We start from the raw sequence: 19,929 nt of genomic DNA, 5'->3' as shown, positions 1-19,929 counted from the left end.
GGTAACTATGAAGAAATTACTTGTATTTTTATTCGTTGCAGTACTAGCTTTAGCTGGCTGTGTACAAACAAAAACTGACGTAGAAGGCAGTAAAGATTCAAAAGATAGTGACAAGAGCAATGGCAAGATTGCCATTGAAGTATTAGGAATGGCAGCTTCTGAAGAAGATATGAATATTGTACGTGACCAATTAGTAAAAAATGGTTTTGACGTAAAGCTAAATATTCAACCAGATTACGGTTCTTTCTCTGCTCAAAAAGAAGCAGGTAACTATGACCTTGCCCTATCAAGCTGGACGACAGTTACAGGGAACCCTGACTATGCTGTTCGTGGTTTATTTAAAACTGGCGGTGACTACAGTGTGGTGGCAGATTCAAAATTAGATGCATTAATTGATGAAGCGAGCACATTGACTGGTGAAGAAGCAGCAGCCAAATATAAAGATTTAGAGCAATTATTAGTATTTGATCAGGCTTATATTGCGCCTTTATATATTTCCAATAAGTATCAAGGGATCTACTCTGAACTAGTAAACCCTAAAACAGTTCTTTTACCAAAATCTCGTGCACAAGTTTGGGAAAAAATCGAATTTAATGATACATCTAAAAATGCAACAGAACCTTTAATTTTACACCAAACAATCAATTCTCTTACTTCACTTGACCCAATTAAAGGGAATGATGGTTCAATCAACACATTAAACACAAATATGTATGTTCGTCTTGTTAACTTAACAGACACAGATGAAGTTGTTTCAGATGGTTCACTATCTTATAACCATGTAATGGCTGAAGGTAATCAAGAATATTACTTCATTTTACGAGATGATATCCACTTTGCAGCTGTGAAAGATGGTGCTGCTGTTGATACGGGGGAATTAGTGTCAGCTGAAGATGTAGTCTTCTCATTAAATCGTGCAAAAGATGCTAACTCAGTACCAGATCACCGTACTTATAGCATTCATGAAAATATTGAAACAGTGGAAATCGTTTCAGATTTAGCTGAATTAAAAGATAAAAAAGTATCTGGCTCTGAGCAATCCGTTTTAGATGCATTATCTCAAAGCCTACCTGCTTCTGTAGCTCAGTTAGCAAAAGAAAAAGGTACTGTTAATAATGCGGCAGGTGCATACCAAGTTGTTAAAATTACAACACCTACACCTTTCCCACAAGTATTAAATTATTTAGCACACCAATCTGGTGGTATCGTGTCTGAAAAACAAGTAACAAGTATTAATACGTATGATGTGGCTAACTACAACCCTGACAAGGACATTGCCTATGGTGATCAAGCTACTGTAACAGAGGGTTCAGCAACATTCAATAACCAGCTATATGCAAGTGGTCCTTACATTTTAGTGAAGAAAAATGATTATGAAGCACAGTTTGTGAAAAACCCTGCATATCGTGCTGGCAGTGAATACGAGCCAAAAATTGCTAAAATCAATGTCCGTTTCATCTCTGATGTTGATAGTGCCCTATCTGCATTACGTAATGGTGAAATTCATGTTCTTCAAACAGTACCAGAAACGAAACTGGATATTGTAAAATCAGATGCTAAATTAACATTAAATACGGCAGATAGTAATGCTGTTTCCTACCTACAAATGAATACATCTGGCCGTGCAGTTTCTGATTCAGCAGATTTACGTAAAGCAATTCTATACTCTATTAACCAAGACGAATTTATTAGCTATTACCAAGGCAATAAAAAACCAGCTGTATCTACAGTCTCTCCATTAGTTGATACTGGTTTAAAACTTGAAGCAGATAGCGACAAGGTAAAAGAATTTGTAAAAGCATATAACGATAATAAGTAGTACAAATTAGAGCCTTCTCAAAATTTGAGAAGGCTCACATGTTGTTGAAAAAAGATCATGTTAACGGCAGAAAAAGCAACTTTGCAAGTGAGAGGTTGATTTCCGTTCCGCCAGCGTCCTTTCCAGGGGGCGTCCGATGAGCCGCTTCACTCACTTCCGTTCGCTCCAGGGTCTCCTCTGTGACGCTAAATCCCCTAGGAGTGACGCTGGCTCCACTCCAATCAACCATTCTGCAAAAGTGTCTTTACTTTTTTTCATAGGAGCATAGCGATTAAATCGCCCATTATCTGTATTCTTAGAGAGAGGATAGGCTCTTATTTTCAATGTGGAGAAGTGACGCGTGACAACACCTCCTCCTAAAGAGTAGTGAACACCTCCACTTTATGTGAAAACCTTTGCTAAAAAGATTACGTTTTTTGGATTGGAGTGGAAGGCTACTTGACTCCCGTGGGATAGCGAGACAGGCGAGCCCCTGCACGAAGCGGTAGCAGAGGAAGCGGCTCGGCGCTCGCCCACAGGAAAGCAAGTAGCCTGTAACGGAAATTCATTTTCACTTTTCACAAAAATTCTATTGATTGTTTTGTTTTTCAACACTATGAGAGCCTTCTCAAAATTTGAGAAGGCTCATTTTTAATAGTAGAAACTCATTTTATATTTCATTATGTGATTTTGGTTTTGGCCCTAGCTCTTCAGGTTCGATATCAGCAAATGTTTCGCCTTCCTCTTCTAAATCACGCATACGATGTGCAATACGTGAAGCCGCTGAAGCTGCTATACTACCAACCAAATCATCTAAGAACGTGTTGACATGATGTCCAGGTTCTGTATCTAGTTTTTTGATAATCCCTATTTTTTGCTTGTCTAAGTGACCAAAAGTGGTAACGGCAATGCTGCCATATGTAAAAACAGATCCTAGTGCGATTGTTTCGTCTACACCAAATAAACCTTCATCTGATTCGATAATTTGCTGTAGTGGTGAAGATAATAATTTCTTCTCTGCTAATTCATCTAATTCAATTCCTACTAATAAAGCATGTTGTACTTCTCGCTTACGTAATACACGTTCAACAGAATGAACACAATGCTCCAGTGTTAAACCTTCATTATAGGTTTTTTGCATTTCGTAAACAATTTGCGCGATATCCTCTATCGCTACACCTCTACGAATTAACGCGGCTTGAGCTGCCTTTGCTACTTCGTCAGAGTGCACACGAATACTTTTATTATGCATAATTAACCCTCATTTCGATTTTTATTGCTAGTATAATGCTAGCCCAACCTATTATACCTTTACTTACGTAATATGGTACAATTTTGTTACAAACATAAGAAGGAGTGTCATCATTGGATAAGGGAACAGTACAGGATTTAACATTTTACAGTGAGTCATTACAGGAGGAATTACAGCTCTATATTTATGTTCCTGCAAATTATTCTCCACTATATAAATACAATATTTTAATCGCATCAGACGGTAAAGACTACTTCCAACTTGGCGGTATTACAAAGCTAGCTGATGAACTGATTGATGACTATGAAATCGAAAATTTAATTATTGCATTTGTTCCTTACAAAGACATAAAAGATCGACGACATAAATATATTCCGAGCGGTGAGCAACATGAAGCCTATCTTCGCTTTTTAGCACATGAGCTAGTACCGTATTTAGATCGTGAGTATGCCACTTACCAAATGGGTATGAGTCGTGGAGTGATTGGTGACTCTATGGCTGCTACAGCTTCCTTAATGGCTGCTTTAAAGTACCCAAGCATCTTTGGCAAAGTCATTCTACAATCACCATACGTTGACGCTGATGTGTTAAAGGCTGTTGAAAATTTTAAAGATCCAGGGTCCATTTCTATCTACCATATTGTCGGCAAAGGCGAAGATCAGGTTGTGACAATGGATAAAACCATCAAAGATTTTTTAACACCTAATCGTCAATTGCATGATCTCATGATCAGTAAAGGGTTTACTACATTTTATGACGAGTTCGATGGCAATCATACATGGAAATATTGGAAACCAGATCTTCGACGTGCATTAATCGAAAATTTCAATTAATATTAGGCGATTCAAATTACGAAAACTGAAATTTCTGTTATACTTAATTAGAAAAATTGTTTATTTTCGGGAGGTAATGGACTATGAAGTACGGTATTGTGGCATTTCCATCAAAAAAATTGCAAGATTTAGCGAACACTTATCGCAAACGATACGATCCTCATTATGCGAAGATTACACCGCATATGACATTAAAGGACAGCTTCGATGCGTCTGAAGAAGAGATTCAAACCATCGTCAAGCAATTAGATGAACTTGCTGCTAAATATGCACCTTTAAACATTCATGCATCTCGCATAAGTTCGTTTTTCCCTACAACAAATGCGATTTACTTCCGCATTGAACCAACAGAACAATTAGCGGCATTCCAACATGCACTTCAAGACAGCATCCCTAAAGGGGAAATGAAACATGTATTTGTTCCTCATATTACAATCGCTCAAAAAATGTCAGCCTCTGAGCATGACGATATCTTTGGACAATTACGCATGACAGGCGTTGATGAAAAAGATACAATTGATCGCATTCATCTTTTATATCAACTAGAAGATGGTTCATGGACAACATACGAAACATTCCGTTTATCTGGAGCTGAGTGATTGTTGTATAACGTAAAAATTGTTGAAACAAAGCAAGAACACGATGATGCCTTTGCTATTCGCAAAAAAGTGTTTGTTGAAGAGCAAGGTGTTCCGCTTCATCTAGAATGTGATGCTGAGGATGCAACTGCAACACATTTCATTATGTATGATAACGATGAGCCTGTAGGAGCAGCACGTTTACGCAGTATTGACAACAAAACAGCTAAAATTGAACGTGTTTGTATTTTACAATCTCAACGTGGCAAAAAATTGGGCGCTTTAATCATGAGGGAAATGGAGAAGCATGCCATTTCTATCAATAAAAAAACCTTAAAACTTCATGCACAAAGCTATGCTATTCCCTTCTACGAAAAGCTGGGCTTTACAGTTACCTCACCTGAGTTTATGGATGCAGGTATTCCACACCGTGCTATGGAGAAGAACATTTAATGAAAGGGTGTTACGATATTTACAATGTCGTAACACCCCTTTTTTAAGAGACGAATTCGCTTGCCACCATTTATCTACTCTATCGTAACAAGCAGCATTGCCAAGTAGATATGCCATGCGCTACTTCATCATTCTAGTGATTTTATCTAAATCTAGTGATGCGCCATCTTGAATAATAGATTGTACTAATTTATCTTCTAACTCTTGCGTAATCGATCTGTTAGATATTTTAGCAACACGTCGTACAATTTTTCTTACTTGTTTTTCACTGGTAAAATCCGCATGTTGAATGGCATTGGCTAATGCGAAGATTTCATCCATCGATACACCTGTTTTTTTCTCAATCGAATTAAAAAACGAGCGATGCATGTTTTCCCTCCTATCATTAAAACTCAATATGACCTTGCATCTTGCACGAAACATTTCGCAAATGGTGGAGGCCTTAACTTTATTTAGCATTTCCTAAATAAAAGCTAAAGCCTTTATTATGTTCATCAAATTAGATGTAAGTAGCGCCAACAATAATTAATAGAATGAATAGTACAACAATTAGAACAAATGTAGAACCATAACCATAGTTGTTGTTGCCTCCAGAGTATCCTCCGCAATAGCTATTGTTCCACCCACCAACGTTAGTTCCATACGGTTGTGAGCCCCAGCCTTGGTATCCCATAAAAGCACCCCTCCCTTCTACAACCTATAATATGTTTCGGTCGTAAAAATGGGAGGGGTATTCGTCTAGTCAATATTTCCTTTTGGTCTAAATATTAATGCACCAATAAAGCCAAACACGATAGCAGCACTGATTCCTGAGCTTGTTACTTCGAACATGCCTGTTAATACGCCAACAAGTCCATGCTTCTCTGCCTCTGCTAGGGCACCATGGGTTAATGAATTCCCGAAGGATGTAATGGGTACTGTAGCTCCTGCTCCAGCAAAATTAATTAGTGGCTCATATAAACCCATACCATCTAATATGGCACCGAGGACAACTAACGTACTTAGTGTATGCCCTGGTGTTAAATTGCCAACATCCATTAATAATTGGCCTATGACGCAAATAATGCCTCCAACAATAAATGCAAATACAAATGTCATAACCATGTTTTTTGCCTCATTTCATCGTAATTTCTATTGCATGTGCCGTACATGGAATTGTCTCGCCTTGCTGATAGGACAGAGGAGATAATAACGCCCCTGTTGCTACTAGTAATACACGCTTATAGCTCCCTGCACGCATTTGTTGAATAACATAACTAAAAAAAACAGCTGCTGAACAGCCTGCTCCACTTGCACCCGACTGGAATGCTTCATCCTGTCCATAAAATTCGGCACCTGCATCACGCAATAACGTGAGCTCTTCATTTTTCACGCCATTTTCAACAAGCATTCCTTTCAATAGCTTTAACCCAAGCTGTCCTAAATCACCTGTTAAAATTAAATCGTAATGATAAATTTTTTGGTTTCTTTGTTGTAAATGAGATTGAATCGTTTGAAAGGCAGCTGGTGCCATCGCTGCACCCATATGGAAAGGATCATCCATACCATAATCAACGGACTTGCCAATTGTTGCTGCTTCTATTGAAGGATACTCCTCGCGATGCTTCCCAATTAGTGCATATCCAGCAGCGGTTACAGTCCATTGAGCTGTTTGTGGTTTTTGCGCCCCATAATTGATGGGATAACGAAATTGACGTTCAATTGCATTATGTTGACTGGAGGCACCTGCTAATGAAAAATTAGCAGCACCTAACTCTGTTAACAGGCATGCAATAATGACTGAAGATACTGATGTGGCACAAGCCGAAAATAGTCCAATAAAGGGGATTTCTAAATCTCTAGCCGCAAAATTAGTCGGTGTCATTTGATTGACTAAATCCCCACCCATCAAATAGGCGATATCACCTTTTTGTACGCCCACTTTTTTCATAGCAAATTCACAGGCTTCTTCGATCATTTTGCGATGCCCCTGTTCATTTGTTTTCATTTGCCAACGTTCATCATCATAAACAGAGTCAAAATATTGACTAAAAACACTCCGATTCTCTAAAGGACCTGCTACCACTCCACCCGCTAAAAGAGAGGGCTTCGTTTGAAATACAATTACCATGAAACCACTCCTATCGTCACAAGGATGTATTTAATAAGCGCTACAAAAAACGCGGACACTACACCAAATAAAACAACCGACCCTGCTAATTTAAATAAATTTCCGCCGACTCCCAATACTAACCCTTCTGAACGATGCTCGATAGCCGCCGAAATAACGGCATTCCCAAAGCCTGTTACTGGTACTGCCGATCCTGCTCCAGCAAATTGACCAATTCTTTTATAAAGACCAAGACCTGTCAAAATCATGGCAAAGAAAACCATCGTTGCAACAGTTGGATTTCCTGCTGTTGCCTCCGTAAAATTGAAGAAAATAATATAAAAAAGAGACACAGCTTGACCAATTGCACAAATAAAACCGCCAACGAAAAAGGCTTTTGCTATATTTTTTAAATAAGGGGGCTTGGGTGTAACATTTTGCTCTAACTGTTGATATTGCTCTTTTTCCATTTATGTCTCCTCCTTTGCAAGCTCTATTAGTTCTGTAATTTTATCGCTCAATTTATTATCTTCCACTTGATCCTTTTTTATTTTATTGGCTTCATAAAAAATTTTATAATCAGCGGAGACAAACACATCCTTGTTTGGATATTTCTCTTCAAGTTTTTTTTGCAACTTTTTCTCTAGCTTAGTCTTTTTCCACTTTTTCCATGGTTCAATTTGTACTGCAACAAGCATACTATCGTCATATTGGATAACCGTCGAACGATCAACATAGTCTTCTTCTTTTATAAGGGCTTCGACTTCACTTTCATTTTGCGGCGACCCATAGACAATAAATTTTTCCTTTTCAGCACAACCATTTAACAGCGATAAAACAACTAAGAGCGGTAACGTCATTCCTAGTAGCCTCAAGTTTTACCCTCCTTTTCTTTACAGTTTCTCCACACATAAAAAAACTATTCATTCAAAGATATACACAAAAGCCCGAGTCCAGTTTTCAAAAGTACATATTGTAGAAGTAGTAACAAGGAAAGGGGGTGACAATATGGGTTGTGGTAAGCCAACAAATCCTATTGGACCAATCCATTCAGCAGGCTGCGTTTGTGACGTAGTTCGCGCTATTTTAGATATTCAAAATCAAGCGGTGCGAGATGAGTGTTCTCCATGTACAGCTAACTGTTTCTTAGAGCCACTAGGTGGGATTGTTAGTCCTGCACGCTCTCAAGCAGATACACGTGTATTCATGTTAATTACGAAAGATGGTACTCCTTTCAAAGCATTCTTTAACTCTCCAACAGCAGATCCTTGCATTTGTACATCCGTATTCTTCCGCGTAGAAGATATGTTTGATGAATGCTGTGCTACTTTACGTGTTTTAGAGCCATTATGTACATTTGACTCTAGTGAAAGTACAGTAGACTTACTAAGCAAAGACGGTTGTTGTATAAACATGAAGAAAATCTGTAAAGTAGATGACTGGAGCTCAACTGATAGCTGTATTACTGTAGACTTATCTTGCTTCTGCGCTGTACAATGTATCGCTGATGTTGACTTAGGGATTTGTGACTAATTCTTTCACCTTTGACACACACACACATAAAAAAAGTGTACGGCATCCTCTGCTGTACACTTTTTTATGGTATCGGAAAACAAAACCATTCATAGAATTTTTGTGAAAGGAGAAAATGGATTTCCAAATTAGGCGAAGGTGTGCTAATGCCATTTTCTTTTTTCAGCAACATGAAAAAAGAAAATATCACTAACAGAAAAAGATCTTTTAGCAGGGTGAGAGGTTGATTTCCGTTCCGCCAGCGTCCTTTCCAGGGGGCGTCCGATGAGCCGCTTCACTCACTTCCGTTCGCTCCAGGGTCTCCTCTGTGACGCTAAATCCCCTAGGAGTGACGCTGGCTCCACTCCAATCAACCATTCTGCAAAAGTGTCTTTACTTTTTTTCATAGGAGCATAGCGATTAAATCGCCCATTATCTGTATTCTTAGAGAGAGGATAGGCTCTTATTTTCAATGTGGAGAAGTGACGCGTGACAACACCTCCTCCTAAAGAGTAGTGAACACCTCCACTTTATGTGAAAACCTTTGCTAAAAAGATTACGTTTTTTGGATTGGAGTGGAAGGCTACTTGACTCCCGTGGGATAGCGAGACAGGCAAAACTCTAAACGGAGCGGTAGCGGAGGAAGCGATTCGGCGCTCGCCCACAGGAAAGCAAGTAGCCTGCAACGGAAATCCATTTCTACCTTTCACAAAAAATCTATTGATGGTTTTGTTTTTCAACACTATGAAAAGGTGTACAGCATCCCCTGCTGTACACCTTTTTTATAATGTTGGCAATTTTCTTCCACGCCAAAGTATTTGCTGTATATCTTCAAAATGAATGATTTCCTGTATTTTTAATTCTAATGATGTAAGCATTAAAGAATCACTCTGTACATCTGAAGCAGTACCAGTTAATTTTCTACCATCCTTTAAACAAACTAATAATGGCTGGTAGGCTCTCTGACGAAATGGCTTTTCTAAAAATTGGAGCTGTTTCAGTAAATACGGATCTATTTGTACATCATCTACTGTATCATTTTTTTCTTCAGCCGTTTGCTCATCGAACATATTGTCCTTTACATATACAGATGTACTTTCATCCAAATCAAGTTCATGTAACACCTTAGAAATATTCAAAAAATATGATGGTGACTTTATAAACAAGCGTGGTTCTTGATCCACTTTACTCACTTCCCTTTTTTCCATACAATATGCGAAAGTAAGCAAATTGGTTCTTAGCCTATTTGGCTTAAAAAAACTGTCGCTAAGCCCAAGTAAATTAAAATACTTGTAATATCATTTAAAGTTGTAATAAATGGTCCTGATGCAACAGCAGGGTCTATTTTTAGTCGATGCATTAACAATGGTATAAATGAACCTGCTAAAGTCGCCACTAAAATGGAACCACAAAGTGCTGCTCCTACTAACATACCTAGGACAAGTTCATGTTTCCAAAAATAAACGATCCCAATCACAATTAATCCACAAACAACGCCTGACATTAAGCCAGTACCTGCTTCACGTAAGAGTAACTTGAATTTACTATGTTCCTCTACGTCTCCTGTTGCAATCCCTCGAATCGCCACGGCTAATGCCTGTGTTCCACTATTTCCTGACGTTCCTGAAATTAAGGGAATAAAGACTGCAAGTAAGGCAACCTTATCTAAAGTATCCTCAAATTGGCCCATTAGGTTAGCTGTTAACATTCCTAAAAACAGTAGAACCACTAGCCAAGGCAAACGTTTTCTTGCTGCTTGGAATGGTGTTACATCAAATTTATCCATATCCGAAATACCGGCTAATTTAGAGTAATCCTCAGAAGCCTCTTCATCAATTACATCAATAATATCGTCAACCGTGATAATACCAAGTAATTCCCCTTTATCATCAATAACAGGTGTCGCTAAGAAATTATAATCCTTCATAATTTGTGCGACTTCTTCTTGGTCATCACCCACATGTACCATCACGACACGTTCATTCATAATGGAACGAATAAGTGTATCCTCGTCTGCAATTATCAAATCTCGTAATGATATGACACCCGTCAGACGATGCTCTTCATCCACTACAAAAATATAATAAACAGTTTCTGCATCGGGTGCCTCTTTACGCAAAATGGCCATTGCTGAACGTACTGTTGAATTTTCTGGTATAGCGACGTATTCAGTTGTCATGATAGAACCAGCTGTATATTCATCATAGCTTAGTAGCTCATTAATATCTTCAGCCGCCTCTTCATCCATCATTTCCAAATAGCTTTCGCGCTGTGCCGTATCTAGTTCGTTTAAGACATCTGCCGCATCATCTGCGTACATATGAGAAAGCATTTCTGCACCGTACGATGGATCCATTTCAGCTAGATATGCTTTATACTCATCATCTTCGATATCGATTGCCTCAAAAATATCAGCCATTTCTGTCGGAGACAAGAACGAATAGATGATCTTCCTTATATCAGGTTCCACCTTTTCGTAAAACGTTGCCTGATCATATGGATGAAGTTCTAAAAACTCATCACGGAATGCGTCAATATCATGTGCTTCTAGCATTTCTCGTAGATGTGCCTCATCAAATTGCACATCATCCTTTTCATTTCTTTCCTCTATCATGCTTGTCCCCTCCTTCCGAGCTTTCAATCATTTTACGGGCAATGCCGTAAATCTACCTTCTATATAATAGAGTGTATTGTACCTTTTCTGCAAACCCTTTTTTAAGTTATATTCATGAGTAACTGGGCAGAATTTTATAAATTTCAATAATACGCCTAAAAACATAACGATTTCTATTTTACTATACCTTACCTTTGTCACTTTGTTATGAATTAGGTGTAAAAATAATCTACTTACTATATCCTTTCGCCTCAGGATAATTATCGCTGACGCACAGATAAACAATACGTCCAATTTTCCCCTAGCTCTCGACCTCAAATCATACGACATGTGACAACTGTTAACGATCTCCCTCGTGAAGAAAGTCGCCAGCTCAATCTAGATCAAAAAATGATAAGGAGATGCTCGTTTGTGCGAACATCTCCTTCTATCAAAAATTTATGCATAAGCTTCCTTCAGTAACCTTTGCATGTCATCATTTAGCATACATGTAAATTGTAATGGCACACTCGTTAAAGGATGTTCCATACTCAATGATACACAATGTAGTGCTTGTCGATCAATCTGATGACGGCTACCACCATAAAGGTCATCACCAACAAGTGGATGCCCAAGATGCGACATGTGCACACGAATTTGATGTGTACGCCCTGTATGCAATTGAAGTCGTACATGTGTCATTGGTTCAGCATCGACTATAAAGTGCTTTAGAACCGTTACATCTGTATGCGCATATTGCCCATCTTCTCGTACTTCTCTTTCAATAATACTGGCTTCTTTACGTCCAATTGGAGCTATAATCGATTGAAAATTGTGTTCGACATGTCCATGGACAATCGCTTCATATTGTCTTGAAATTTCCCTATTACGCTGAGCTAGACCTGTTAAATGATGAATATGAGCATGCTTAGCAATACAAAGCAAGCCTGATGTATCTCGGTCTAGCCTTGTAACAATATGAGCCGTAGAGGCCAATCCTTGCTGCTGAAAATAGCCACAAACTAAATTAGCAATGCTGTTGGTCGGATGCTCACGTGAGGGAATCGTACTTTGGTGTGCTGGCTTATTGAGCACTAAAATGGCATCGTCCTCGTAGACAATGGTCAAATCGCCATGCTCGACAGCAAGACCATCACTTTTTACTTCAGGAGGAAACGTCACTTTCACACAATCTCCAGCTTGCAGGATATGCCTCACATTACGTTCGACACCATTCACAGTCAACATGCCACCATCGAACTTAATAGCGGTTAGGGCTCGCTTAGAAATACGCCACTCTTGTAGAGCTTCTCGTAATAATTGGCCATCTTTCTTAGCCATAAATTGCAATGTAAAGCTTGTATCCATGTTATTCATTTGCGACAAACGATTCATGCACTCGCTCCCAAAATGGGAATGGTCGGAAACGGGCAAAACGTACTCTTTCATTTGCTACATTAAACGCTATGGCTTTGACATCACCTTGCGTAATTTGCAAGTGATCAACAGTCATATTAAAATTCTGTTCATTTACAGGACGTAACACACAATGGTGGTGTGCTGGCAAGATTAATGGTGATCCTACTGTCCTGAAAACACGGTTATTAATTGAGGCAATTTCAGTGACTTGGAGTGCCGCTAATGTGGGATGTATGATGGCTCCACCAAGTGCTTTATTGTAAGCCGTACTCCCAGAAGGAGTGGATACACAAAGTCCATCTCCACGGAAACGTTCAAACTGATTGCCATTTAATTCAACATCCATCACAAGTGTAACATCTGGCGATTTGACTGTTGCTTCATTTAAAGCCAGATACGTATTTGATTCGGCATTATGATGCTCCACCTTTACTTCTAGCAGTGGATATTCCACAACATTAAAATCCTTTTTAGCAATGGACAAAACTAGTTTTTCTAATTCAGATGGTTTCCAATCCGCATAAAACCCTAGATGGCCCGTATGAATACCAACAAAGGCTACCTGGTCTAATAAATGAGAGTAGCGATGAAAGGCATGCAAAAGCGTGCCATCTCCTCCAATCGAAACAACGATTTCTGGCGTCTCTTCATCATATGTTAAGCCAAAATCCTGTAAATAGGTTTTAGCAAGTTCCATCAGCTCGTTGGATTGTGCATCTCTACGTGATTGAATCGAAAATTTCATTGTGCGTCACGCTCCTTCTCTGTTAGTAAATTAGGATTCGATGCTTCTTTATATTCGCTAAAGTAGGCCTGTGCCTCTTGAATCTCACTACGAATGGATGACATTTCCTCATCCAACCGAAATGCTGCCTCTGCAGCACTTTGCAAGCGATTCTTAATTTCCTCTGGGAACATGCCCTTATATTTATAATTTAAAGAATGCTCTATTGATGCCCAGAAATTCATGGCCAGTGTTCGGATTTGTATTTCCGCCAATACTACTTTTTTTCCTTGAATCGTTTCAACAGGATACTCCACGATCATATGGTAGGAGCGATAACCACTAGGCTTATTATGTGTAATATAATCGCGTTCTTCCACTACGCGCATATCTTTTCGCTGACGAATAAGCTCTGTTACCGTTGCGATATCATCAACAAATTGACACATAATCCGAAGGCCAGCAATATCGCCAAGTTCATCACCAAGTTGTTTAGAAGGCTCAAAAGCTAATCCTTTTTCTAACGTTTTATCATATATACTTGCTAAAGGCTTAACACGTCCTGTGACAAATTCAATTGGTGAATTGGCATTAACAATACCAAATTGCGAACGCATACCCTTTAATTTTACTTTTAATTCATCTACTGCTTGTTTATAAGGACTTAAAAATATTTCCCATTGTCCCATTGTAAAAACCTCCCGACATTCGGTATCGAACACCACCGTCTGTTCGTTTTGTCTTTCTATTCAGCGAGAATTGCCTTGAAGTGTTGCTCCACTGCTTGGACAAATTCTGCCCCATAATTGTAATTTCCTTCAATATTATACACGAGCATTTCCAATTCCTCGTAGAAATTTGTCAGCTCAATCGCTTCTTCACCAATTCGTAGTAATGGATTTTTCCCTTTTTGTAAAATATGTACAAGATTCTCCCAACTACTCGGTGGAAAACGCAAGTAATGATAGTCGTCACCTGCATCAAGTAAATAAATAAATGCAAAATCATCTGAATCTGCAATGAGTTGTCCAGCAGGTTTTAACTGTAAATTTACTTCATTGTCGTTTAAACTAAAATGAAGTTGATCTTGTTCAAAGTTCGATGTTTCTATTGTATAAATTTTACGCACGTGCGGTTCCCCTTTTCGTTGTACTCTTCCTCTTATTTTAGCACACAGGGTAAATAGTTGCAGTGTGTAAATATTAAATCAAGCGAAACAACGGATGAAAAATAAAAAATAAATAGGTGACGATAAATGACACAAGAAATTGAAATTGAATTTAAAAATCTATTAACAAAACAACAATACGAGCAATTATTACAAGACTTCCACATTAGCCAAAATGCTATTCATCGTCAAACAAATCATTATTTCGACACACCTAATCAAGCCATTCGCAAACTACAAAGTGGTCTTCGTATTAGACAAATTGATGATTATTACGAATGTACGCTCAAAGAAAAAAATGCTGAGCATGCACACCTTGAAACAACGGATGAAATAACAGCAATACAGGCGCAGCAAATGTTAGATGGCAAAGGATTTTATGCTCAAGAGGTAGCTAAAAGATTAGCTCTCCACCATATTCCTTTAGAACAATTGCATGTATTTGGTTCACTCACTACAGATCGTGTCGAAATTCCATACAAAGAGGGGCTTCTTGTTTTTGATCATTCTTTCTATTTGCAGTGCGACGATTATGAGGTAGAATATGAAGCAAAAGATGCAATAAAAGGAAATAAAATTTTCGACGAATTTTTACAGCAATATGGTATTGAAAAGCAGGCTACTGATAAAAAAATTGCCCGTTTTATGAAAGCACTAAAAGCACAAAATTTATACAAGTATAAAAAGGAAGGTGTCTGACTCCTTGGATATTCAATCATTAAAATCTTTACTTGAAATTCAGGCATTGCAAACACTTGGATCTAGTGAGGGTTCATCAACAAACAATTTGACAGACAATGATTCTATTTTTTCTGACATGATTAACGAATTATTAGGAGAAACTTCGACAGCAAGTAATGCCAAATTAGCAAGCTTGCTTGCTTCAGGCACATCAAATACTTCAAATTTCGTCAATCAACTGGCTACTTCGGAACAAGGTACATTAGAATCCTTACTTTACAAAGGCTCTAATGCTGTGTTTATACCTGAATCAGTCAAACAAGCATTAGCAAACACATATGCTAATACAAAGCTTGATTCCTATGTTTCAGATGATGTAATAGGTTCTACAGCTTATGCCAATTCACTAGCAGGTGCAAATGAATATACAGCCATTATTGAAAAAGCAGCTGCTACTTACCAGATACCCGCGAAGCTTATTGCAGCTGTTATCAAGCAAGAATCTAATTTTAATCCAACCGTAGTGAGCCATGCGGGAGCGCAAGGCTTAATGCAACTCATGCCCACAACAGCACAATATTTAGGTGTGACGAACGCTTTTGATCCAGAGCAAAATATTATGGCTGGAGCAAAATATTTGCGTCAAATGCTAGATAAATTTAATAATGATCCTACTCTAGCATTAGCTGCCTACAATGCTGGCGCATCTCGTGTTACAAAATATGGAGGTATCCCTCCTTTTAAAGAAACACAGAATTATGTCAAAAAAGTGATGAATTACTTTACAGTGTAATCGCATCTTTCCTGTTATCCATGCTTTTTCCAACAAATTTCACCCATTGTGGTGAAATTTGTGCTTTTGTAGCGAACAGCAATTCGAAAGAGCTCTTTGTTTGTGTTAACGAAAAGACGTTGATAGAATGAAGGTAGTCACAAGAATTTCACATTTTGATGAGGATGAAGTATACAAAGTGGTACTTTACGATATAAAGAATTAAAGGAGCATATAACTTATGAGTCGAAAATACACTGTTCCTTATGAGGAGCTGGGAGCTGAAAAACTGTCAGAACTCATTCATGCGTTCTATAAAAGAGTTGCTCAGCATCCTGATCTTATTCCAATCTTTCCAAAGGATTTAACAGAGACAGCCCGTAAACAAATTCAATTTCAAACACAGTATTTAGGTGGACCAAATCTTTTTACTGAAGAACATGGACATCCGATGATGCGTGCACGTCACATGAATTTTCCTATTACACCTGACCGCGCTCAAGCTTGGCTAGAGTGTATGTCAGAAGCAATGGATGAGGTAGGTTTGGAAGGGAAGTTCCGTGAAACTTATTATCAACGTTTAGTATTAACAGCTCATCACATGGTTAATACGCCAAATGACGATGAGGGGGAATTGTTACGTGAATAATATTCAAATGTTGCAAGAGCCAACGCCAACGATTTCTACTGCAAACAAGCCAATTGAATTGTATATTTTCGTAGATCCACTTTGCCCTGAAGCTTTCAGTATGCAAGCAACTCTTCGTAAATTACAACTTGAATACAACCATTACTTCACATGGCGCTTTGTTTTAAGCACAGAACTTACTTCTTTAAACTGCTTAAGTAAACGTGTCAAAGGTTGTATCTCAGGAATCGAACTTGATATTAATCACCCTGTTTTACCTTCTATCGCTATTAAAGCAGCTGAATTACAGGGGAAACGTGCAGGTGCACGTTATTTATCAAAACTACAAGAATATGTATTATTAAGTCATCAAGATGTAAACTCCTATGCAACGCTTTTAAAAATAGCTGAGGATGTTCAACTCGATATGAATGAGTTTACTGTTGACTTTGGTTCAAAGGAGGCAGCACGTGCTTTCCAATGCGATTTATATATTAAACGCGAAATGGAAGTGGAAGAAGTACCAAGTATCGTATTTTTCAATGAATGTATTGAAGATGAGGGACTAAAAGTTAGTGGTAGCTATTCCTATGAAGTTTATGAACATATTTTACAAGAAATGCTGAACGAACAGCTTGTCCGTCAGCCATTACCATCAATAGAGGACTTATTTTCTAAATTCCATACTCTTTCTACAAACGAAATAGCTTTTATCTATTCATTAACAGAGCAAGCAGCAGAGCGTGAACTAAAGAAACGCATGCTGCAACAAAAGCTCGAACGAATCCAAACTACTCACGCTACGTTATGGCGTCTTAAATAATACAATAAACCAAAGGGACTCCAATCATCATGATGGAGTCCCTTTCATGTTGTTGAAAAAAGATCATGTCAATAGCAGTAAAAGACCTTTTGACAAGGTGAAGGGTTGATTTCCGTTCCGCCAGCGTCCTTTCCAGGGGCGTCCGATGAACTGCTTCACTCAATGCGTCTCCTCTGTGACGCTATCTACAATGCTGAAAAAGTGTCATTTCCTTTTCTTTCATACTGACAGTAGAGAAGCGATGAGTGACAACACCTCTCCAAAATGAGTAGTGTACACCTTCTCCTTATTTGGAAATCGCTAAAAAGTTAACGTTTTCGGCGCTCGCCGACAGGAAAGCAAGTAGCCTGCAATGGACTTCCATTTTTACCTTTCATAAAAATTCTATGGATGGTTTTGTTTTTCAAGATAACGCAAAATACAAAGAAGCGCCTCTATCCTCGACCGATAGAGACGCTTCTTTTTCACAAAGGGGATGGGAGAAATGTTCACGTTCAAACAAAGGGGTGTATGTTTGTTTTGTGATTTATTTCACAAGAATTACTCTATCATGGAATAATATATTTAGCAATGAAACCAATACTAGATTCACAAATTTGTCAAATAGAAAGCGATTACAAACAGTATTTTTCCAAGATGCACACTTTTAAACTATTTAGAAATCAAAAAAAATCATTATTCTTTCATTTCAAATCACACGCATGCTAAAAGAAAAAGGGCTGTAGGAATATTTCCCCAGCCCTTTTAATTAATTATTCAACAATAATTTTTCTAATTCATTTAAACGCTCTTCAAATACTTTACAAGCATCTTCAATTGGCTTAGCTACGTTCATATCAACGCCTGCTGCCTTTAACACTTCAATAGGGAAATCAGAGCATCCTGCTTTTAAGAAGTTATTAATATAACGTTCTACAGCTGGTGCACCCTCCTCTAAAATTTGTTTACTCAATGCTGTAGCGGCTGATTTACCAGTCGCATACTGATAAACATAGTAATTATAGTAGAAGTGTGGAATACGAGCCCATTCTAAGCCAATTTCCTCATCTACCACCATATCATCACCGAAGTACTTTTTGTTTAATTCATAATAAACCTCTGTTAAACGATCTGCTGTTAATGACTCACCATTCTTATCCATTTGATGAATAAGATGTTCGAACTCTGCAAACATGGTTTGTCTGAATACAGTACTTCTGAAACCATCTAACCAATGATTTAATAAGTATATTTTTTGTTGAGGGTCATCAATTGTTTTCAGTAAATAGTCATTTAATAGCTCTTCATTGCATGTAGAAGCAACCTCTGCCACAAAAATAGAATAATCTCCATAAACAAATGGCTGGTTGTTGCGTGAATAATAACTATGAACACTATGGCCAAATTCATGTGCTAAAGTAAATAGATTGTTCACGTTGTCTTGCCAATTCATTAAAATATACGGATTCGTACCATAGGCGCCTGATGAATAGGCTCCACTACGCTTCCCTTTATTCTCTAAAACATCGACCCAACGGCTATCCAGTCCATTTTGGACGATGTTTTGATATTCTTCCCCTAATGGAGCTAAAGCTTTTACTAAAATATCTTTCGCTTCATCATAAGTGACCTTCATTTCCACCTCTTTAACAAGTGGCGCAAATAAATCCCACATATGCAATTCGTCTACACCTAATAATTTCTTACGCAACGAAATATAACGCTGCATAGCTGGTAAATGCTTATGAATTGTTTCCACCAGTTGATCATATACATTTTCTGGAATGAAATTATTAGACATGGCTGCGTGTCGTGCAGATTCATAATGACGAATACGTGCACTCACATTATGCTTCTTCACGTTACCTGTTAGCGTCGCCGAGAACGTATTTTTAAACTTGCCATATGTTTCATACATAGCTTTAAATGCGCCTTCACGTACTGAGCGATCCTTGCTCTCTAAAAACTTGATATAGTTACCATGCGTAAGTTGTACCTCTTCCCCCTCTTCATTTTTCACATGAGGGAAAACCATATCCGCATTGTTTAACATGCTGAATGTATTCGAAGCTGTACCTGTTACCTCAGACATTTGCGCTAGCAATGCCTCCTGTTCGGCTGGTAATACATGTGGACGTGCCATCGTAATTTCTTTTAATGATTGCTTATATAGTTGTAGGTCTTGATTTTCTGTTAAGTAGCCTTCAATCGTTTCTTCACTTAATGATAAAATTTCTGGCGTTAAATAGGAAAGGCCAGCTGAGATACTCGTTGCCAATGTTTGAATACGGCTGTTCATATCTTGATAAAAGCTATTTGTCGTATCTTGATCATAGCGCATATGTGCATATGTGTAGAGCTTCATTGCACGTTCATATATATGATCATGATACTGCAAAGCTGCTAATAATGCCTCTGCCCCATTATTTAAAGTACCTGCATAGCTAGGTGCCTGTTTAGCAAGCTCTGCAACCTCCTTCAATTCCTCTTCCCAAGCTGCATCTGTTGCAAAGATATCCTCTAAACGCCATGTTAATTCTTCTGGTACTTCTTTTCTAACCAAAACCTGATTACTGTTACTAGCCATGTATGCCAGCCCCCTTTATATGTGCTTTTTTCCTTTTACT

23 protein-coding genes are annotated in these 19,929 nt (G+C 38.2%); 9 read left to right on the top strand and 14 right to left on the bottom strand.

Features of this window, described 5'->3' with window-relative positions; translation table 11 throughout:
• Nucleotides 1-7 precede the first annotated feature (7 nt).
• Nucleotides 8-1,819, top strand: a complete 1,812-nt coding sequence (locus MHB65_RS03660) for an ABC transporter substrate-binding protein (RefSeq protein WP_342442515.1) — start codon at nucleotides 8-10, stop codon at nucleotides 1,817-1,819.
• 649 nt (nucleotides 1,820-2,468) lie between these two features.
• Here the strand turns inward: MHB65_RS03660 and MHB65_RS03655 are convergent.
• Nucleotides 2,469-3,050: a phosphatidylglycerophosphatase A gene (locus MHB65_RS03655; RefSeq protein WP_054549790.1), complete on the bottom strand. Its 582-nt coding sequence runs from the start codon at nucleotides 3,048-3,050 to the stop codon at nucleotides 2,469-2,471.
• A 113-nt stretch (nucleotides 3,051-3,163) separates the two neighbouring features.
• Between MHB65_RS03655 and MHB65_RS03650 the strand changes: the two genes are divergently transcribed.
• The 3 genes from MHB65_RS03650 to MHB65_RS03640 all read left to right on the top strand — a co-directional run bounded on the left by MHB65_RS03650 (nucleotide 3,164) and on the right by MHB65_RS03640 (nucleotide 4,914).
• The gene (locus tag MHB65_RS03650; protein ID WP_342442514.1) at nucleotides 3,164-3,883 is read left to right on the top strand and encodes an alpha/beta hydrolase-fold protein; all 720 of its coding nucleotides are present in this window, start codon (nucleotides 3,164-3,166) and stop codon (nucleotides 3,881-3,883) included.
• An 83-nt stretch (nucleotides 3,884-3,966) separates the two neighbouring features.
• Nucleotides 3,967-4,482, top strand: a complete 516-nt coding sequence (locus MHB65_RS03645; RefSeq protein ID WP_205441425.1) for a YjcG family protein — start codon at nucleotides 3,967-3,969, stop codon at nucleotides 4,480-4,482.
• 3 nt (nucleotides 4,483-4,485) lie between these two features.
• Nucleotides 4,486-4,914 carry a GNAT family N-acetyltransferase gene (locus tag MHB65_RS03640; RefSeq protein ID WP_205441423.1) on the top strand — a complete coding sequence of 143 codons (429 nt, stop codon included), beginning with the start codon at nucleotides 4,486-4,488 and terminating at the stop codon, nucleotides 4,912-4,914.
• A 120-nt stretch (nucleotides 4,915-5,034) separates the two neighbouring features.
• Here MHB65_RS03640 and MHB65_RS03635 read toward each other — a convergent pair whose 3' ends face one another.
• From MHB65_RS03635 to MHB65_RS03610, 6 genes are all read right to left on the bottom strand, one after another.
• Nucleotides 5,035-5,283 carry a stage VI sporulation protein F gene (locus tag MHB65_RS03635; RefSeq protein WP_141904781.1) on the bottom strand — a complete coding sequence of 83 codons (249 nt, stop codon included), beginning with the start codon at nucleotides 5,281-5,283 and terminating at the stop codon, nucleotides 5,035-5,037.
• A gap of 130 nt (nucleotides 5,284-5,413) precedes the next feature.
• On the bottom strand, nucleotides 5,414-5,587 hold the full coding sequence (locus MHB65_RS03630) for a YjcZ family sporulation protein (RefSeq protein WP_205441421.1): 174 nt from the start codon (nucleotides 5,585-5,587) through the stop codon (nucleotides 5,414-5,416).
• A gap of 65 nt (nucleotides 5,588-5,652) precedes the next feature.
• Nucleotides 5,653-6,012: a stage V sporulation protein AE gene (spoVAE, locus tag MHB65_RS03625; RefSeq protein ID WP_205447265.1), complete on the bottom strand. Its 360-nt coding sequence runs from the start codon at nucleotides 6,010-6,012 to the stop codon at nucleotides 5,653-5,655.
• Between the two features lie 16 nt (nucleotides 6,013-6,028).
• Nucleotides 6,029-7,024 (bottom strand): stage V sporulation protein AD, encoded by a 996-nt coding sequence (locus MHB65_RS03620; protein WP_342442513.1) that lies wholly within the window; start codon nucleotides 7,022-7,024, stop codon nucleotides 6,029-6,031.
• On the bottom strand, nucleotides 7,018-7,473 hold the full coding sequence (spoVAC, locus tag MHB65_RS03615; RefSeq protein WP_205441410.1) for a stage V sporulation protein AC: 456 nt from the start codon (nucleotides 7,471-7,473) through the stop codon (nucleotides 7,018-7,020). Before spoVAC ends, MHB65_RS03620 begins: the two co-directional genes overlap by 7 nt.
• Nucleotides 7,474-7,878, bottom strand: a complete 405-nt coding sequence (locus tag MHB65_RS03610; protein WP_342442512.1) for a YhcN/YlaJ family sporulation lipoprotein — start codon at nucleotides 7,876-7,878, stop codon at nucleotides 7,474-7,476. It lies immediately after the preceding gene.
• 133 nt (nucleotides 7,879-8,011) lie between these two features.
• Between MHB65_RS03610 and MHB65_RS03605 the strand changes: the two genes are divergently transcribed.
• Nucleotides 8,012-8,536, top strand: coding sequence for a CotY/CotZ family spore coat protein (locus MHB65_RS03605; protein ID WP_004230953.1), 525 nt, complete (start codon nucleotides 8,012-8,014; stop codon nucleotides 8,534-8,536).
• A 761-nt stretch (nucleotides 8,537-9,297) separates the two neighbouring features.
• Here the strand turns inward: MHB65_RS03605 and MHB65_RS03600 are convergent.
• From MHB65_RS03600 to MHB65_RS03575, 6 genes are all read right to left on the bottom strand, one after another.
• Nucleotides 9,298-9,699: a hypothetical protein gene (locus MHB65_RS03600; protein WP_243456009.1), complete on the bottom strand. Its 402-nt coding sequence runs from the start codon at nucleotides 9,697-9,699 to the stop codon at nucleotides 9,298-9,300.
• Between the two features lie 53 nt (nucleotides 9,700-9,752).
• Nucleotides 9,753-11,129: a magnesium transporter gene (mgtE, locus tag MHB65_RS03595; RefSeq protein WP_205441406.1), complete on the bottom strand. Its 1,377-nt coding sequence runs from the start codon at nucleotides 11,127-11,129 to the stop codon at nucleotides 9,753-9,755.
• A 438-nt stretch (nucleotides 11,130-11,567) separates the two neighbouring features.
• On the bottom strand, nucleotides 11,568-12,503 hold the full coding sequence (locus MHB65_RS03590; RefSeq protein WP_342442511.1) for an RluA family pseudouridine synthase: 936 nt from the start codon (nucleotides 12,501-12,503) through the stop codon (nucleotides 11,568-11,570).
• Nucleotides 12,478-13,272: an NAD kinase gene (locus MHB65_RS03585; protein WP_205441402.1), complete on the bottom strand. Its 795-nt coding sequence runs from the start codon at nucleotides 13,270-13,272 to the stop codon at nucleotides 12,478-12,480. The genes MHB65_RS03590 and MHB65_RS03585 overlap by 26 nt, the downstream gene beginning before the upstream one ends.
• Entirely contained in the window at nucleotides 13,269-13,940 is a 672-nt protein-coding gene (locus tag MHB65_RS03580; RefSeq protein WP_205441400.1) for a GTP pyrophosphokinase family protein, read from the bottom strand. Before MHB65_RS03580 ends, MHB65_RS03585 begins: the two co-directional genes overlap by 4 nt.
• Nucleotides 13,941-13,996: 56 nt before the next feature.
• Entirely contained in the window at nucleotides 13,997-14,380 is a 384-nt protein-coding gene (locus tag MHB65_RS03575) for a hypothetical protein (protein ID WP_205441398.1), read from the bottom strand.
• A gap of 126 nt (nucleotides 14,381-14,506) precedes the next feature.
• Between MHB65_RS03575 and MHB65_RS03570 the strand changes: the two genes are divergently transcribed.
• The 4 genes from MHB65_RS03570 (at nucleotide 14,507) to MHB65_RS03555 (ending at nucleotide 17,323) form a co-directional block, all read left to right on the top strand.
• Nucleotides 14,507-15,118, top strand: a complete 612-nt coding sequence (locus MHB65_RS03570; protein WP_342442510.1) for a CYTH domain-containing protein — start codon at nucleotides 14,507-14,509, stop codon at nucleotides 15,116-15,118.
• A gap of 4 nt (nucleotides 15,119-15,122) precedes the next feature.
• Nucleotides 15,123-15,893, top strand: a complete 771-nt coding sequence (locus tag MHB65_RS03565) for a lytic transglycosylase domain-containing protein (RefSeq protein WP_205441376.1) — start codon at nucleotides 15,123-15,125, stop codon at nucleotides 15,891-15,893.
• 220 nt (nucleotides 15,894-16,113) lie between these two features.
• Nucleotides 16,114-16,521: a hemoglobin gene (locus MHB65_RS03560; protein WP_004227447.1), complete on the top strand. Its 408-nt coding sequence runs from the start codon at nucleotides 16,114-16,116 to the stop codon at nucleotides 16,519-16,521.
• The gene (locus MHB65_RS03555; RefSeq protein ID WP_205441374.1) at nucleotides 16,514-17,323 is read left to right on the top strand and encodes a DsbA family protein; all 810 of its coding nucleotides are present in this window, start codon (nucleotides 16,514-16,516) and stop codon (nucleotides 17,321-17,323) included. Before MHB65_RS03560 ends, MHB65_RS03555 begins: the two co-directional genes overlap by 8 nt.
• Nucleotides 17,324-18,071: 748 nt before the next feature.
• On the opposite strand, the gene pepF is transcribed toward MHB65_RS03555, so the two are convergent.
• The gene (gene pepF, locus MHB65_RS03550; RefSeq protein WP_342442509.1) at nucleotides 18,072-19,889 is read right to left on the bottom strand and encodes an oligoendopeptidase F; all 1,818 of its coding nucleotides are present in this window, start codon (nucleotides 19,887-19,889) and stop codon (nucleotides 18,072-18,074) included.
• Nucleotides 19,890-19,929 lie beyond the last annotated feature (40 nt).

The organism is Lysinibacillus sp. FSL K6-0075, from assembly GCF_038592945.1.
Taxonomy (GTDB): Bacteria; Bacillota; Bacilli; order Bacillales_A; family Planococcaceae; genus Lysinibacillus; species Lysinibacillus fusiformis_F.
Note: the sequence above shows the minus strand (reverse complement) of the source record. Positions and strands in the feature narration are given on the sequence as shown.

What these genes read in the sequence shown, in the direction of transcription:
- MHB65_RS03605 (WP_004230953.1), top strand. Translation starts at nt 8,012, where the DNA reads ATGGGTTGTGGTAAGCCAACAAATCCTATTGGACCAATCCATTCAGCA.
- MHB65_RS03645 (WP_205441425.1), top strand. Translation starts at nt 3,967, where the DNA reads ATGAAGTACGGTATTGTGGCATTTCCATCAAAAAAATTGCAAGATTTA.
- MHB65_RS03655 (WP_054549790.1), bottom strand. Translation starts at nt 3,050, where the DNA reads ATGCATAATAAAAGTATTCGTGTGCACTCTGACGAAGTAGCAAAGGCA.
- spoVAE (WP_205447265.1), bottom strand. Translation starts at nt 6,012, where the DNA reads ATGACATTTGTATTTGCATTTATTGTTGGAGGCATTATTTGCGTCATA.
- MHB65_RS03590 (WP_342442511.1), bottom strand. Translation starts at nt 12,503, where the DNA reads ATGAATCGTTTGTCGCAAATGAATAACATGGATACAAGCTTTACATTG.
- MHB65_RS03580 (WP_205441400.1), bottom strand. Translation starts at nt 13,940, where the DNA reads ATGGGACAATGGGAAATATTTTTAAGTCCTTATAAACAAGCAGTAGAT.
- MHB65_RS03630 (WP_205441421.1), bottom strand. Translation starts at nt 5,587, where the DNA reads ATGGGATACCAAGGCTGGGGCTCACAACCGTATGGAACTAACGTTGGT.
- MHB65_RS03560 (WP_004227447.1), top strand. Translation starts at nt 16,114, where the DNA reads ATGAGTCGAAAATACACTGTTCCTTATGAGGAGCTGGGAGCTGAAAAA.
- MHB65_RS03635 (WP_141904781.1), bottom strand. Translation starts at nt 5,283, where the DNA reads ATGCATCGCTCGTTTTTTAATTCGATTGAGAAAAAAACAGGTGTATCG.
- mgtE (WP_205441406.1), bottom strand. Translation starts at nt 11,129, where the DNA reads ATGATAGAGGAAAGAAATGAAAAGGATGATGTGCAATTTGATGAGGCA.
- spoVAC (WP_205441410.1), bottom strand. Translation starts at nt 7,473, where the DNA reads ATGGAAAAAGAGCAATATCAACAGTTAGAGCAAAATGTTACACCCAAG.
- MHB65_RS03660 (WP_342442515.1), top strand. Translation starts at nt 8, where the DNA reads ATGAAGAAATTACTTGTATTTTTATTCGTTGCAGTACTAGCTTTAGCT.
- MHB65_RS03585 (WP_205441402.1), bottom strand. Translation starts at nt 13,272, where the DNA reads ATGAAATTTTCGATTCAATCACGTAGAGATGCACAATCCAACGAGCTG.
- pepF (WP_342442509.1), bottom strand. Translation starts at nt 19,889, where the DNA reads ATGGCTAGTAACAGTAATCAGGTTTTGGTTAGAAAAGAAGTACCAGAA.
- MHB65_RS03620 (WP_342442513.1), bottom strand. Translation starts at nt 7,024, where the DNA reads ATGGTAATTGTATTTCAAACGAAGCCCTCTCTTTTAGCGGGTGGAGTG.
- MHB65_RS03570 (WP_342442510.1), top strand. Translation starts at nt 14,507, where the DNA reads ATGACACAAGAAATTGAAATTGAATTTAAAAATCTATTAACAAAACAA.